The organism is Agromyces sp. NPDC052230 (assembly GCF_040679595.1).
GTDB lineage: Bacteria > Actinomycetota > Actinomycetes > Actinomycetales > Microbacteriaceae > Agromyces.
Genome location: NZ_JBFAVC010000003.1, coordinates 70,085 through 84,415, shown reverse-complemented (window position 1 = coordinate 84,415; position 14,331 = coordinate 70,085). Strand labels below are relative to the sequence as shown.

General features: G+C 70.4%; 12 protein-coding genes. 5 read left to right on the top strand and 7 right to left on the bottom strand.

From position 1 onward, the window contains the following. Window positions 1-29 precede the first annotated feature (29 nt). The gene (locus tag AB0K73_RS08100; protein WP_360516888.1) at window positions 30-1,205 is read right to left on the bottom strand and encodes a MarP family serine protease; all 1,176 of its coding nucleotides are present in this window, start codon (window positions 1,203-1,205) and stop codon (window positions 30-32) included. A gap of 243 nt (window positions 1,206-1,448) precedes the next feature. Here AB0K73_RS08100 and AB0K73_RS08095 point away from each other — a divergent pair, with 243 nt between their 5' ends. Together AB0K73_RS08095 and AB0K73_RS08090 are read left to right on the top strand one after the other, a co-directional pair. Further along, window positions 1,449-2,498, top strand: coding sequence for an LLM class F420-dependent oxidoreductase (locus AB0K73_RS08095; protein WP_360516891.1), 1,050 nt, complete (start codon window positions 1,449-1,451; stop codon window positions 2,496-2,498). Between the two features lie 1,282 nt (window positions 2,499-3,780). Then, a complete protein-coding gene (locus tag AB0K73_RS08090) occupies window positions 3,781-4,419 on the top strand; it encodes a DNA-directed RNA polymerase subunit beta (RefSeq protein WP_360516894.1) in 639 nt (212 codons plus the stop codon). Between the two features lie 57 nt (window positions 4,420-4,476). Here the strand turns inward: AB0K73_RS08090 and AB0K73_RS08085 are convergent, their stop codons facing one another. Beyond that, on the bottom strand, window positions 4,477-5,628 hold the full coding sequence (locus AB0K73_RS08085) for a hypothetical protein (protein ID WP_360516896.1): 1,152 nt from the start codon (window positions 5,626-5,628) through the stop codon (window positions 4,477-4,479). 139 nt (window positions 5,629-5,767) lie between these two features. On the opposite strand from AB0K73_RS08085, the gene AB0K73_RS08080 reads away from it, so the two are divergent. The 3 genes from AB0K73_RS08080 to AB0K73_RS08070 all read left to right on the top strand — a co-directional run bounded on the left by AB0K73_RS08080 (window position 5,768) and on the right by AB0K73_RS08070 (window position 8,872). Further along, window positions 5,768-7,087, top strand: a complete 1,320-nt coding sequence (locus AB0K73_RS08080) for a sensor histidine kinase (RefSeq protein WP_360516899.1) — start codon at window positions 5,768-5,770, stop codon at window positions 7,085-7,087. Continuing rightward, complete coding sequence (locus AB0K73_RS08075; protein WP_360516902.1) at window positions 7,080-7,766, top strand: response regulator transcription factor; 687 nt, start codon at window positions 7,080-7,082, stop codon at window positions 7,764-7,766. Before AB0K73_RS08080 ends, AB0K73_RS08075 begins: the two co-directional genes overlap by 8 nt. A 218-nt stretch (window positions 7,767-7,984) precedes the next feature. Then, window positions 7,985-8,872 (top strand): aminodeoxychorismate lyase, encoded by an 888-nt coding sequence (locus tag AB0K73_RS08070; RefSeq protein WP_360516905.1) that lies wholly within the window; start codon window positions 7,985-7,987, stop codon window positions 8,870-8,872. 2 nt (window positions 8,873-8,874) lie between these two features. On the opposite strand, the gene AB0K73_RS08065 is transcribed toward AB0K73_RS08070, so the two are convergent. The 5 genes from AB0K73_RS08065 to AB0K73_RS08045 all read right to left on the bottom strand — a co-directional run bounded on the left by AB0K73_RS08065 (window position 8,875) and on the right by AB0K73_RS08045 (window position 14,317). Beyond that, window positions 8,875-10,062 (bottom strand): malic enzyme-like NAD(P)-binding protein, encoded by a 1,188-nt coding sequence (locus AB0K73_RS08065; RefSeq protein ID WP_360516908.1) that lies wholly within the window; start codon window positions 10,060-10,062, stop codon window positions 8,875-8,877. Between the two features lie 227 nt (window positions 10,063-10,289). Beyond that, a complete protein-coding gene (gene pstB, locus AB0K73_RS08060) occupies window positions 10,290-11,069 on the bottom strand; it encodes a phosphate ABC transporter ATP-binding protein PstB (RefSeq protein ID WP_360516911.1) in 780 nt (259 codons plus the stop codon). Window positions 11,070-11,091: 22 nt separating this feature from the next. After that, on the bottom strand, window positions 11,092-12,195 hold the full coding sequence (pstA, locus tag AB0K73_RS08055) for a phosphate ABC transporter permease PstA (RefSeq protein WP_360516914.1): 1,104 nt from the start codon (window positions 12,193-12,195) through the stop codon (window positions 11,092-11,094). Continuing rightward, window positions 12,195-13,133, bottom strand: coding sequence for a phosphate ABC transporter permease subunit PstC (gene pstC, locus AB0K73_RS08050; protein WP_360516917.1), 939 nt, complete (start codon window positions 13,131-13,133; stop codon window positions 12,195-12,197). Before pstC ends, pstA begins: the two co-directional genes overlap by 1 nt. Window positions 13,134-13,228: 95 nt before the next feature. After that, window positions 13,229-14,317, bottom strand: coding sequence for a phosphate ABC transporter substrate-binding protein PstS (locus tag AB0K73_RS08045; RefSeq protein WP_360516920.1), 1,089 nt, complete (start codon window positions 14,315-14,317; stop codon window positions 13,229-13,231). Window positions 14,318-14,331 lie beyond the last annotated feature (14 nt).

The following is a 14,331-nucleotide window of genomic DNA, read 5'->3' as shown; positions in this document are numbered from 1 at the left end:
CGTCCGCGGCGTTCACGGCGTCGTCGGCGTCAGCGCACGCACGAGCCCGAGTCGACGGGCTCGGTGAGCTGCGACGCCTCGGCGGCGAGCGGCGCGAGCGTCGCAACCGGAATCGCGTATCCGACGTTCGCGACCGAGTCGGACTTCGCGAACACCACCCCGCCGACGGCGCCGTCGCCCGTGAGCACCGGTCCGCCGGAGTTGCCGTGGTCGACCTCCGCCGCGAGCGTCACGATCTCGCGGGTGGCGGTACGACCCGCCTCCTGGATGGTGATGGGCCCGACGGACATGACGCGCGCCGGTCGCAGCTCGAGGGGCCCGCCGAACGGATAGCCGGCGACGGCGACGTCAGCGCCCTCGGGTGCATCGGCGATCGTGAGCGGCGGCGTCTCGAGACCAGACACCGCGATGAGCGCCAAGTCGTTCTCGGCGTCGAATGCCACGACGCGCCCATGCACGGCGTCCTCGCCGGGCGCCTCGACGATGGGCTCGGTGACGCCCGCCACGACGTGGGCGTTGGTCACGATCCGGTCCTCGGCCACGACGAATCCGCTGCCCGACATGTTGCTGCCGCACTGGAACGCCGTGCCCGTGATGCGGACCACCGATTCGGCGGCGCGGGCGATCTCGGCGTCGTCGAGGCCACCGGCGGGCAACTGCGGCGCCCGCGTCGGCGCATCGAGCACGTCGACGAGCCATGGGATCGCACCGCCGAAGGTGGCCGTGCGGAGTTCGGCGAGCAGGCTCCGTGCCGGCGCCGGCGTGACCTGGTCGAGCGTGGAGAGCACTCGCGAGCCGGCGACGGCGGGCGACAGCACCGGCACGCCCATCGCCGAGATGCCCGATCCGACGAGCGCGACGACGAACGCCGTGACGATGAGGTTGCCGATCGCGCCGAGCACCCGGTCGAGCACGCCGAGCTTCGCGGCGCGGGCGCCGTGCTGGAGTGCGCCGCCCACCAGGGCCCCGAGCCACCCGCCGAGCGAGAGCAGCACGAGGGCGGCGACGATCGCGGCGGGAGCCCGCCACTCGGGCAGCGGGACGGCGGCTGCCACCCACGGCATCGCGAAGTATGCGGCGATGCCGCCGAGGATGAGACCGACGAGACCGGCGGCCGTGTGCAGCAGTCCCCGGCGGTAGCCCACCACGATCGAGCTGATGAAGATGACGATCAGCAGGAGGTCGAGCAGGAGGCTCCAACTCACCGGGTGCTCCTTCCTGCCGCCCGGCGCGGGAACGCCGGGACTCCAGCCTGCGGCATCCGCCTCGGAGACCGCTGAAGGCGCGCGATGTCGCGAACGGTGCACGCAACCCACCACGGGAACCCGGTCGCGGGGTGGACGACTCGTCGATCACGCACAACCAGCCTCGCCGCCGGTGTCCGGTCGGTTAGCCTCTGAGAGGCCGAGCCACGTCGCCGGCCATCAGCACACGATGAGGAGTGACGGATGCGCGTCGGCATGTTCCTGAACTACGCGGGCGGCTTCCGTGAGGCGGCCGCGGAGGTCGCCGAGCTCGAGCAGGCCGGCGTCGACCTCGTGGCCGTTCCCGAGGCGTACTCGTTCGACGCCGTGAGCCAGCTCGGGTTCCTCGCGGCGCGTACGTCGCGGATGACGCTCATGAGCGGCATCCTGCAGCTCTACACGCGCACGCCCACGCTCACGGCGATGACCGCCGCCGGCCTGGACTACGTCTCGGACGGCCGCTTCGAGCTCGGCATCGGGGCATCCGGCCCGCAGGTCATCGAGGGGTTCCACGGCGTGCGCTACGACGCGCCGCTCGGGCGCACTCGCGAGATCGTCGAGATCTGCCGCTCGGTGTGGCGCCGCGAGCTGGTCGTGCACGACGGCCGCAACTACCGCATCCCGCTGCCCGAGGGCGAGGGCACCGGGCTCGGCAAGCCGCTGAAGCTCATCAACCACCCGGTGCGCGAGCGGATCCCGGTGACCATCGCCTCGCTCGGGCCGAAGTCGGTGGAGCAGACCGCCGAGATCGCCGACGGCTGGATGCCCATGTTCTTCCACCCCGAACGTGCTGCCGAGACCTGGGGCGCGGCGCTCGCCGCCGGCGCCGCCAAGCGCGACGCGGGGCTCGCGCCGCTGGACGTGTTCGCGAGCCCCGCGCTCGCCATCACCGATCGAGCGGATGCCGCGGCGGCGGCCGTTGCCGCGGTCAAGCCGCAGCTCGCCCTCTACATCGGGGGCATGGGAGCTCGGGGCAAGAACTTCTACAACGACCTCATCGCCGGGTACGGCTTCGAGGCGGAGGCGACACGGATCCAGGACCTGTACCTCGACGGGCGCAAGGACGAGGCGGTCGCGGCCGTGCCCGATGAGCTCGTTCGCGCGATCTCCCTCATCGGGCCCGCCTCGCACGTCGCCGAGCGGGTGGCGGCATTCCGTGCCGCGGGCGTGACGACACTGGCGGTGACGCCCATCGCTCGCACCTCCGCCGAGCGGGTGGCCCTCATGACGGGGTTCCGCGCCCTCGTGGACTGACCTCGTCGGCCCGGGTGCGGATCGGAACCACCGCCGGCCACCCCAATACGGGTGCGATCGCTGGCGCGACCCGATCCCGGAGACTACGGTGAGACTCACCTGCACGTCGTCGTGCAGGAAGGGGAACCTGGGGAGGAGCCGCCAGGACGGGAACGTCCGAATGTGCACGCGGCAACTCGGACGCCCGTCGGGCGGTGCCCGGGAGCGTGCCTCACCGACTGCGTGCGGGGGACCGCGGCCGGTCGACGCGTCCTGGGAAGCGCGTGGTCGTTGCGCTGCGCCGGCCGGCCCGGCCCGTCTGCCTCGGGTCTTCGCCCGATGCCACAGTTGTACGTCGCAGCAGGCGCAGTCGCCAAGGGCCTTGACACCCCGGCGCGGACATGCGCATGGCAGCGGGCGCGGCGTGGTGATGATGTGTGCCCCCACAGGGGCTCGAACCCTGGACCCACGGATTAACCTGCTGCACTGAGTTTCCCCAGCCACCGGCGAGCGGCTTGCAGTCTGGACTATATCTTCACCTTCGGAGGTGACTCCGGTCAGGTGCGCCGCGTGTAGTCTCTGAGGTTCCCTCACGGTTACCTGCTGATTGCCCAATCCCTCGGATTGTCACTGCCCAAATGGGCGAGTACCTCGGGCTCTCAGGGTGTTCCAGCATATAGCGGCGGTCATCCAACGCATTTCGGCGCTGGCGCTCCATTTGTTCTGTTTTGAAGTCCGTTGCTCTAACCAACTGAGCTATAGGGGCATGATCAGCCTAACAGCCCTCATCGTCGGGCCCCGTGCCGCACCCTGCCATGGGTATCGCGGAGTGGGCACGCGAAATGGCGGCCGCGGCCGTACCGCCTCCATGTCCGTGGCCGGTCCTACGCTGGCTCCAACGCCGTCGCGAGGAGGAACGTGAAGATCTGCTCCACGTGCGGGCACGCGCTCGAACGAGTTCACTTCAACACGCGCTCCGCGTCGCCCGACGGGCTGCAGTCGGTCTGTCGCGCGTGCAATTCGGCGAGGGCGCGACGCTACTACGCCGAGAACCTCGAGAAGCATCGCAAGGCCGTCGCCGCTCAGGTGGCGAAGACGAGATGGCCGAGATCGCGAAGTGCGACGTCCGTTGCCGCAACTGCCATGCGAAGATCACCTACGAGCGGATGGGGGCGAACTGGCGGTCCGCACTCATGCTTCGCGCGGCCGAGGCCGACTGATCGAGGTGGCTCGCCAACCGGGGAGGGCGCCGACCGGCTGATCCTGCGACCGCTTTCGGCCAGGCCCGGTAAGGTGTGCGGCGATGGCTTCAGACTTCCACCGACCCACGCGGTTCCCACCGGGCATGTTCGAGGGCTTCCTCGGCGCCGAGGATCCCGCACACGTCAGCCGCGTCGCCCACGACACCGCCGCGGCCCTGCTCTCACGCGTCCGCTCGGATCCCGACCCCGACGTGGTGGCGCGCCTCGTCTCGTTCACCGACGAGCACGGCATCGACGCGATCGCCGAGCTGTGGTCGCATGCCTCGCCGAAGAGCCTGCCCGGCGCGCTCTGGCGCGTGTACCTGTTGCGCACGCTCATCCGGCAGGACCCGGTGGGCCTGAGCCTCGCCTTCCAGCGCGGCACCGAGGTGTCGCACACGATCGACCAGGTGGTCGCGGGAGCTCCGATCCCGGCCGGCCCCGCCGAGGTGCGGGAGCTCGCCGACCAGATCCTGCGGGGCCTCTTCGGCGGAGACTTCGCCGTGGCGCTCGAGCGAGCGGCTGCGTTCGCCCGGGTCGTCGCGGCGGGCTTCGCGAGCCTCGCCGATGACGCGGATGCCTCGGATGCCGCGCACCCCGAGCGATCCGGTCGCCTCACGCAGCGCGCGCTCCGTCTCACGCAGCTGGCCGACGAGTTCGCCGCGTGCGCCAGGCTGTGGCGCCGCGACTCGCTCGACTGAGCCCGCCGCCCGACTGAGCCCGCCGCTCGACTGAGACTGCCGGCTCGGCGTGACCCATCACACGGCATCCGCGGCCAGGCGCCGCCGCCACGCCGCGTACGCCCAGACCGCGAGCGCGAGCATCGGTCCCCAGAACCAGAGCGGCAGCACCAGGTTCAGGAGCAATGCGTCCACGGGCCCCTCGGTGTTCAACAGGAACATCGAGCCGGCCGAGACGCAGAGGGCGGCCGCAGCGAACGATCCGGGAATCACGGCTGCTGCCGTCGGCACCGGACGTCCGCCGATGCGTGGCATCCACCGCGGCAACGTGAGGCCCCACGGCAGGATGAGGCCGAGGGTGAGGAGGCTCGCCGCCACGGCACCGCTGCCGAGCATGAGGCCCGTGGCGAGCGTCGTCGCGGGGATTTCTTCACCACTCGGGCCGAACAGCGGCCACGGGGTCAGCCACGAGGCGCGCGCGACCGCGTAGGGCAGAGGCCCCGCGGCTGCGAGGACGGTGAGCACCCGACGGTGGCGCACGAGCCATGCCTCGAATCGCCGTCCGCCTGCGGATCCCCCCACGGCGATGACCATGATCGTCGCCCAGGCCAGCATCGCGGCCACGATCGCGGCGGAGACGCCGACATTCGGCGCATCCTTCACCATTGCGCCCCAGAACGTCGCGCCGAACTCGACGACGGCCGCGCCGGTGAGTCCCATTGAGGCGGCCGCCGCCACGACAGCGACGAGCAGCACGAAGAGCGGCACTCCGAGTCTCGGTGCCCGCACGGCGATCACCGAGACCGTGATGATGCCGGCCACCACCGCTGCGAGCCCGAACAGGTAGCCGGCGAGCGCGATGATGTGCACGCTGCCGAGGGCGAGGCAGAGCGCCGCCGCCAGCGCCGCGGCGCCCAGAGCAACGCCTCCCCGGTCGACGGCTCGCGGTCGCGCCACGAGGATCGCGGCGAGCACGGCGCCGACGAGGCCCAGGCCGAGTGCTGCGATCGCCACCCCTCCGGCACCCAGCACGTCGGCCGCGACACTGCGCATCAGGTCGGAGGCGAAGGGATTGAGGCCCGGTGCGGCGAGCCAGACGAGCCCGAGTCCGGCGATCGCCGATGACGTGATGAGCGCGGCGAACGTGGTTGTCCGGGCGACGCGATCTCGTCGCTCGCTCGTGACGGCGATCGTCGGTCGCCCGTTCTCCGAAGATGTTGTCGCAGCCATGGTGCGTGCTCGTTCCTTCCGCTGGTCGCCCGGCACCGGTCGGTACGGGCGCGATCAGCGTCGCAGTGGGCGACGGCCGGCCGCCTCACCCGAACGGGCGAGATCGGGTGCCGAGCAGACGAGTACCGTGGACCGCAGGATGGGTGCATCGAGTCGTTCCTGGTTCCCCTCGGCTGCTGTGCGGCGCGAGGCGGCATCCGGCCTCCCCGAAGCCGGAGTCGCCGGCGACGAGAGCCGATCGCCGTCCGCGGCCGACTGGGTCTGGGCGGCCGCGCTGGGGGCCGCGCTCCTTCCGGTGACGGTGATCGAACTCCTCGCGGCGTTTCCGAGCCCACCGGATACCGCGTGGCCGGCGGTCATCGTCGGCCTGTTCGTCGTGCTGCACCTGCTCGTCGTCGTTCGGCGACGATGGCCGCGCGGCGCGTTGCTCGCGGCATCCGCCATCATGCTCATGCTCACCGTGGCGAGCCTGCCCGGACAACCGTTCATGGCCTCGCTGTTCCCCAGCGCGGCGGTATACCTCGTGTTCGTGTTCTCCACGGCGGCGGGCGACGACCGGATCGCCGTCGCCGCCGGGCTGGCCATCGGCGTGCTCGGCGCCGCGCTGATGACGGTCGTCGCGGTGATGCGCGGGCAGAACACCGAGCCGGCCGTGCTCCTGGCGTTCGCGGGATTCCTCGTCGCCGCGATCGGCGCAGCGTGGGCACTCGGGCGCTACCGGCATGAGTCCGCGCGTCGACGGGCCGCCCAGAACCTCGGCGCGCGGCAGGCCGCCGAGCTCCGCCTGCAGGCCGAGCGCGCGGCCGTGGCCGAGGAGCGGCGACGCATCGGCCGGGAGCTGCACGACGTCGTCTCGCATTCGCTCGCCGTCATGGTGACACAGGCGGAGGCCTCGCGCGTGCTGCTCGACCGCGACGAGGCGCGGGCCCGCGCGGCGATCGAACACGTGGTCACGACGGGTCGTGCCGCCATGGCCGACATGCGCGGACTCCTGGGGGTGCTCGTCGACGCGCCGGCTGCGGACTCGCCGCGGACCGCACCTCGCGAGCCGAGTCCCGGTCTCGGTGAGCTGACCGCCCTCGTGGAGCGGGCCACGGCGCCCGGACGATCGGTCACCCTCGTCGAGACGGGCGAATCGAGAGCGGTCAGCCCGGGGATGGCACTCGTCATCTACCGCGTGGTGCAGGAGTCGCTCACGAACACGCTGCGGCACACCGTCCCACCGACCTCGAGCGAGGTACGACTTCACTGGGGGGCCGACGAACTCATGCTCGAGGTCGTCGACGACGGCACGTCGCGGCCCGGGTCCTCGGCCCCGGCGGCGGGCAGCGGCATCCGGGGCATGCGGGACCGGGTGGAGCGTCTCGGCGGGCGCCTCGACAGCGGTCCGGGCAACGGCGGCGGCTGGCGAACCCGGGCGACGTTCCCCACCGGCTCCGAGGAGGCAGCGGATGTCTGAGCAGCACGTCGCTCCACGCATCCGGGTCGCGATCGTCGACGACCAGGAACTCATTCGTTCGGCCGTGGGCGCGATCGTCGAGGTGCACGACGATCTCGAGTTCGTCTTCGAGGCCGCGGACGGCGCGGAGCTCCTCGAGGCGGCACGCGCACACCGGGTGGACGTCGTGCTGATGGATATCCGGATGCCTCGGCTCGACGGCATCGCCGCCACCGAGCGCCTGCTCGACACCCAGCCGGGCACCCGCGTGCTGATCCTCACCACGTACGACCTCGATGAGTACGTCTTCGCCGCGATCCGGGCCGGGGCGAGCGGATTCCTCACGAAGGACGCGTCGAGCGACGAGCTGGCCGCAGCGATCCGTGCGGTGCACGCCGGCGATGCCGTCGTGGCGCCTCGGGCGACGGCGAGCCTCCTCGACTTCGTGGCACGGGTGCCCGAACCGGCCGACCCCGAGACCCTCCTCACGCCGTTCACCCCGCGCGAGCGCCAGGTGCTGGCGGAGGTGCTGACGGGAGCCTCGAACGAGGTGATCGGCGAACGGCTGTTCCTGACCGCCAATACCGTGAAGACGCACATCGCATCGATCCTCGCGAAACTCGAACTGCCCGACCGCGTGCATGTGGTCATCTGGGCGTTCGAGCACGGGCTCGGGAGCTGGGCTCGGGGCCGGGAATGAACGCGACGGAGTCGTCGCGGTGGGGAATGAACGCCCGGCGAGGCTGGTTTACACTTGTCGAGGCCGGGCCGCAGTAACCCCGGGCTCCAATATTCGCCGCTTCGAGCGGCCTCGCGCCGAGAGGCGTTCTGCGGCCCGGCCTTTTCGCTGCCCGGCTGGCCCTTTCGCCGTCCGGGCGACCGACCGCCCGGTCACCGCGCGCCGCGTAGCATCGGACCATGGCCGATTCCGTCACGCTCATGATCGAACCGCTGCCCGCCGACGCCGACGTCAGCCGGCTCGACGCGACGTTCCGTGAGGTGGATGCCTCGATGCCCGCCCTCCGGGTGGGAGAGCTCTCGACGCAGCGGGGAGACGGCATCTTCGAGACCATCGGCGTCGTCGACGGGCACGCGCAGGAGACGAAGCCGCATCTCGAGCGCCTCCGGAACTCGGCCCGCATCTGCGAGCTGCCCGAGCCGAACCTGCCCCAGTGGGAGGCGGCGATCGCCCGGGCGGTCGCGGCACTGCCGGGCACGGGTGAGTTCGCCCTGAAGCTCGTGTTGAGTCGTGGCGTGGAGCACGGACCGGCTCCCACGGCGTGGCTGCACGTGGCGCCGGCCACCGACTTCGCCGTCGTGCGCGAGCGCGGCGTGCGTGCGGTCACCCTGGACCGCGGGTACGCCCGCGGAACGGCCGAGCGGGCGCCGTGGCTGCTGCTCGGCGCGAAGACGCTGAGCTATGCGGTCAACATGGCGGCTCTGCGGGAGGCCAGGCGGCGCGGCGCCGGAGACGCCATCTTCCTCACGAGCGACGGCTTCGTCATGGAGGGCCCGACGTCGAGCGTCATCATCCGACGCGGCGACGTGTGGTCGACGCCGGCCCCATCCGGTGCGATCCTGCACGGCACGACGCAGCAGAGCCTGTTCGAGCACCTCGAGCGCACCGGTCGGCAGACCGAGTACCGGGACATCCCGGTCCTCGACCTCGAGACGGCGGATGCCGTGTGGCTGGTGTCGAGCATCCGCCTCGCGGTCGGCGTCACCCATCTCGACGACCGCGACCTGCCCTACGACCCCGACGAGACCCGGGAGCTCAACAGCTATCTGCTGAGCCCCCGGGACTGACCCTACGGCCGGGGCGCGAGCTCGGACACCGTGGCCATGACCGCCGCGGCGACGGCGGGCGCAACACGCTCGTCGAGCGGGCTCGGCACGATGTGGTCGGTCGCGAGGTCGTCCCCGACGATCTCGGCGATGGCGCGGGCCGCGGCGATCTTCATCTCCGTGGTGATGCGGGTGGCGTGCGCGTCGAGCGTCCCACGGAAGATGCCGGGGAAGGCGAGCACGTTGTTGATCTGGTTCGGGAAGTCGCTGCGGCCCGTCGCGACGATGCGGGCATACCGCGAGGCCACCTCGGGGTGCACCTCCGGGTCGGGGTTCGAGAGCGCGAAGACGATGGCGTCGTTCGACATGGTCGCGAGCGCCGCCTCGGGCACAGTCCCCGAGGAGACGCCGATGAAGACGTCCGCGCCGTCGAGCGCCTCGCCGATGCCGCCGGCGAGGCCGCGCGGGTTGGTCCGTTCGGCGTATGCGGCCTTCACCCCGGTGAGGTCCTCGCGGGCGGTGGTCACGATGCCGCGCGAGTCCAGGATCACGACGTCGGAGATGCCGACCTGCAGCAGGATCTCGGCGACCGCGATGCCGGCCGCACCCGCACCCGCGATGACGACGCGGAGCGAGTCGAGTTCGCGACCGACGAGGCGCGCCGCATTCGTGAGGGCGGCGAGCACGACCACAGCGGTGCCGTGCTGGTCGTCGTGCATGACCGGCATGTCGAGGGCCTCGATGAGCTTGGCCTCGAGTTCGAAGCAGCGGGGGGCGGAGACATCCTCGAGGTTCACCGCACCGAAGCTCGAGCGCAGCCGCACGAGCGTCTCGACGATCTCGTCGACGTCGTTCGTCTCGATCACGAGGGGGATCGAGTTGAGGCCGCCGAAGCGGCGGAAGAGCGCCGCCTTGCCCTCCATCACAGGCAGGGACGCGGCCGCGCCGATGTCGCCGAGGCCCAGCACGGCGCTGCCGTCGCTCACGACCGCGACCAGGCGACTCGCCCAGGTGTACTGCTGCGCGGTCTCGGGCGCCGAGTGGATCATGCGGCTCACCCGGGCGACGCCGGGCGTGTACGCGATGGAGAGGTCGCGCTTGGTGTCGAGCGGCGACGAAAGGGCGATCTCGAGCTTGCCGCCGTCATGGGCGGCGAAGATCTCGGCATCGGTGAGGGAGATGGGACTGGTGTCGCTGGCGCGATCGGTCATGTCGGATCCTTCGATCAGCAGGCGCACGCGCGGGCGCGCCGCGGCGGAGTGGGGTCGGGCCGCCGCCGCTGAACGGAGATGCGCATCGTACGGGGACCGCCGAGTGGTGGGCCGGGCGCCGTATGCGCCGCGCAGCCGACTGCTCACCGCTTGAGGGTGGAAATCGCGGAGGGTGTCGACGGGGGTGGGTCGTCACCGTGCCTTCGATGGTAACAGGGATCCCGCGATCAGCCGAAGCGCCCCGAGACGTAGTCCTCCGTCGCCTTCACCGAGGGGTTCGAGAAGATCGTCGTGGTGTCGTCGTACTCGATGAGCTTCCCGGGCTTGCCGGTGCCCGCGATGTTGAAGAAGGCCGTGCGGTCGGAGACGCGAGAGGCCTGCTGCATGTTGTGGGTCACGATGACGATCGTGTACTCCTGCTTCAGCTCCTCGATGAGGTCCTCGATCGCCAGCGTCGAGATCGGGTCGAGGGCCGAGCACGGCTCGTCCATGAGGATCACCTCGGGCGAGACGGCGATGGCGCGGGCGATGCAGAGGCGCTGCTGCTGGCCGCCCGACAGGCCCGAACCGGGGCGGTCGAGTCGGTCCTTCACCTCGTTCCACAGGTTCGCGCCGCGCAGCGACTTCTCGACCAGGTCGTCGGAGTCCGACTTCGAGATGCGCCGGTTGTTGAGCTTCACGCCCGCCAGCACGTTCTCCTTGATCGACATCGTGGGGAACGGGTTCGGGCGCTGGAACACCATGCCCACCTGTCGGCGCACGAGCACCGGGTCGACGTCGGCGTCGTAGAGGTTGTTGCCGTCGATGAGCACCTCGCCCTCGACGCGTGCGCCGGGGATGACCTCGTGCATGCGGTTCAGGGTGCGGAGGAACGTGGACTTGCCGCAGCCCGACGGGCCGATGAACGCGGTGACGCTGCGGGGTTCGATCTCGAGGGTCACGCCCTCGACGGCCTTGAACTTGCCGTAATAGACGTTGAGGTCACGGACTTCGATGCGCTTGGACACGGGTTTCCTTACTGCGTGAAGATCAGCGGCCGAACTTCGGGGCGAAGAAGCGGGCGACGAGACGGGCGATGAGGTTCAACGCCATGACGATGAGGATGAGGGTGAGGGCGGAGGCCCACGCGCGGTCGAGGTAGGCCTCGGGCGGGTTGCCCTGGTTCGCGTACTGCGTATACACGAATACCGGGAGGGACTGCATGCGGCCGTCGAAGATGTTGTAGTTCATGCTGGCGGTGAAGCCGGCCGCGATGAGCAGCGGTGCCGTCTCGCCGATGACGCGGGCGATCGACAGCATGATGCCGGTGGTGATGCCCGCGATGGATGTGGGCAGCACGACCTTCACGATGGTGAGCCATTTGGGCACGCCGAGGGCGAAGGCCGCCTCGCGCAACTCGTTCGGCACGAGTCGCAGCATCTCCTCACTCGATCGCACGACCACTGGGATCATGAGCACCGCCAGCGAGATGGCGCCGGCCATGCCGGTGCGGGTGCCCGGACCGAGGAAGATCGAGAAGACGGCGTAGGCGAAGAGTCCGGCGACGATCGAGGGGATGCCCGTCATGACGTCCACGAGGAAGGTGATGCCCCGCGCGAGCCGGCCGCGTCCGTACTCGACGAGATAGATCGAGGTCATGAGCCCGATCGGAATCGAGATGATCGCCGCGGCGCCGGTCATCAGGAGCGTCCCGACGATCGCGTGCAGCGCGCCGCCGCCCTCGCCCGTGACGTTCCGCATGGAGAACGTGAAGAACTCGGCGTCGAATCGTGCGAGCCCGAAGGTCACGACCGTGATCGTGAGCGAGATGAGCGGGATCATCGCGAGCAGGAACGCGCCCGTCACGAGCGCGGTGACGAGGCGATCCATCGCTCGGCGCCGGCCCTCGACCAGCATGGAGAAGAGCCAGATGGACGGCGCGTACAGGAGCGCACCGACGAGGATCGCGCCGCCCCAGTCGAAGCCCGAACCGGCGGCGAGGGCGAGCACGCCGAACACGGCCGCGGCGACGAAGATCGCCGCACCGAGGACGAGCCACGGTGCGTACGCGGGGAGGCGCCCCGCGGTGAACGTGTTCGCGATGGGGGAGGAGGCCGCCCGCGTGGCGGGCTCGGGGTTCGTCGTCGTGGTCATCAGTTGGCTCCCGAGAATTCCTTGCGACGGCTGACGATCCACCGGGCGAACGCGTTGACGGCGAAGGTCACGATGAAGAGGATGAGGCCCGTCGCGATGAGCACGTTGACGTTCATGCCGTATGCCTCGGGGAAGCTGAGCGCGATGTTCGCGGCGATGGTCGACGGGTTCACCGAGGTCAGGAGTTCGAAGGTGACGGCGCCGGTCGCGGACAGCACCATCGCCACCGCCATGGTCTCGCCGAGGGCGCGCCCGAGACCGAGCACCGACGCGGAGATGATGCCCGAGCGTCCGAACGGCAGCACCGCCGTGCGGATCATCTCCCAGCGGGTCGCGCCGAGGGCCAGCGCCGCCTCCTCGTGCAACACGGGGGTCTGCAGGAAGACCTCGCGGTTGATCGCCGTCATGATGGGCAGCACCATCACGGCGAGCACGATGGCCGCCGTGAAGATGGTGCGACCGGTGCCCGAGACGGGTCCGGCGAACAGCGGGATCCAGCCGAGGTTGTCGACGAGCCAGGAGTAGAGCGGCAGCACTGCGGGCGCGAGCACGCCGATGCCCCACAGGCCGAAGACCACCGACGGAACGGCGGCGAGCAGGTCGACGATATAGCCGAGCACCGAGGCGAGGCGCCGTGGCGCGTAGTGCGAGATGAAGAGGGCGATGCCGATCGACACAGGCAGCGCCATGATGAGGGCGAGGGCGGCCGCCCACACCGTTCCGAACACGAGCGGGCCGACGTAAGCCCAGAAGTTCGTGGGGAGGATCGAGGCTTCATCGCTGGTGGCGACCAGGGCGGGGAGGCTCTGGACGATGAGGAACACTGCGACCGCGGCGAGCGTGACGAGGATCATGGACCCGGCAAACACCGCCGAGCCGGAGAAGACCCGATCGCCGGGTCGCTGCTTCGCCTTGATGGCGGTCGATGCGGTGCTCATCCGGCGCAAATCCTCGGGTTCTGTGATGCGGGAATCGTGAAACGCGGCTGTGCCCGACCCCGAGGCGTGAAGCGCCGGGGTCGGGCACGAACCTACTACTTGATCGAGTCGATCGCAGCCATCGCCTGCTCGCGCAGGGAGTCGGAGATCGGCGCCGAGCCGGCGGCCTCGGCGGAGACCGACTGGCCGTCCTCGCTGGCCATGAACTCGAAGTAGGCCTTGATGAGCTCGACGTTCTCGGCGTCGGCATACTCGGCGCAGGCGATCTGGTAGCTCACGAGCACCACCGGGTACGCGCCACCGTCGGGCGTGCGGTCGAGCTCGAGCGACAGATCACCGTCGGGGCGGCCCTCGACGAACGGCGACGCGTCCACGATCGCGGCTGCAGCCTCGGGCGAGAAGGGCACGAACTCGCTGCCCGCGCCGACGGCCACGGTTCCGAGGCCCTCCGCGCGCGACGCGTCGGCGTACCCGATGGTGCCGGTGCCGTTGGTCACGGCGTCGACGACCCCCGAGGTGCCCTGAGCGGCCTCGCCGCCCTCGAAGGGCCACACGCCGTCGGCCTCCCACGTCCACACGTCGGGCGCGGCGGCGTAGAGGTAGTCCGTGAAGTTCTCGGTCGTGCCCGAGTCATCCGACCGGTGGACGGGAGTGATGGCGAGGTCGGGAAGCTCCACGCCGTCGTTCGTCGCAGCGATCGCCGGGTCGTTCCAGTTCGTGATCGTGCCGGCGAAGATGCCCGCGATCGTGGCGGGGTCGAGGTCGAGGGACTCCACGCCCTCAAGGTTGAAGATGATGGCGATCGGCGAGATGTACAGCGGAAGCTGGATGATGGAGCTGTCGGGCGCGCACTTGGCGAAACCGCCCGCCGCGATCTCCTCGTCATTGAACGCACGGTCGGAACCCGCGTAGTCGCTCGCACCCTCGAGGAACGTCTCGCGACCTGCGCCGGATCCGGTCGGGTCGTAGTTGATCGTGACATCGGGATTCGCGGTCTGGAACGCGGCGATGAGCGCCTGCTGCGACGCGTCCTGAGCCGACGAGCCGCTGCCGACGAGCTCGCCCGAGAGCGTCGAGGCCGTCTCTTCAGGAGCGGCGGTGCCTTCGTTCGAGGCGCAGGAGCTGAGCGCGAGCGCCGCGGTGACGGCGACGACGGCGGGCACGCCGAAACGCTTGAGGTTCACGTGAATTCCCTTCC